The organism is Acinetobacter rudis, assembly GCF_000829675.1.
In the GTDB taxonomy this organism is placed as follows: Bacteria; Pseudomonadota; Gammaproteobacteria; order Pseudomonadales; family Moraxellaceae; genus Acinetobacter; species Acinetobacter rudis.
In genome coordinates this window covers 1-653 of sequence record NZ_BBRX01000148.1, presented here as the reverse complement: position 1 = coordinate 653, position 653 = coordinate 1, and the positions used below count along the sequence as shown (strand labels likewise).

At 40.3% G+C, this 653-nt stretch carries 1 protein-coding gene; it reads right to left on the bottom strand.

Annotation, left to right across the window (positions count from 1 at the left end; all coding sequences use genetic code 11):
- Positions 1–38 precede the first annotated feature (38 nt).
- A partial coding sequence (locus Aru01_RS18290) for a lytic transglycosylase domain-containing protein (RefSeq protein WP_217995751.1) occupies positions 39–653 on the bottom strand: 615 nt, incomplete at its 5' end.

Sequence of the window (653 nt, the reverse complement as noted above, 5' to 3'; positions counted from 1 at the left end):
ATAAATTCTACAGATAACCTCTTCATAGTGAAAATGAATTAAAGGTGGGGATCTTTGAGTAAATTTAATGAAATCAATAAAGCTTGATGATGCTGGGTAACTGATTTTGCATATTTTTTACCAAGTTGCTGCATCTTTTGACTGCTGTTATAGGCACTAGGGCCAACATTATAATAAGCTAAAGCTTTAAACCAATGACCTGCTTGCTTGTTATAAATAGATAAAATATAGCTGCCACATTGGATATTGTGGGATTCCTGCCATAAACTGCCTTTACATTGAGATTGCCAATACTTGGGAATGACCTGGGTAAGACCAATTGCACCTGCAGATGATTTTACATTACTTCGATAACTAGACTCTTGCATAATGAGTGCGGCCAATAGAAAGGGTGAAACTTTATATTGGCGTGCTTGCTGGATGATTATGGGGGCGAGTCGGTCTGCTGTGCGATTTGATATATTAAAAGCTCGTTGTAAGCCTTGGGCAAGTTGTTGAGCTGAGTTTAACAGGGAGCGAGCAGGATCATTTTTCTGTGCTAGAGGGGGAGATCGGGCAGGTGGGTTACTGTTGTTCGATGTATGGTTTTGGCTGGAGTTTTTTTGTTGCGGTAAAAGAGTACATGCACTGAGAGCCGTGCATGTCACCATTAA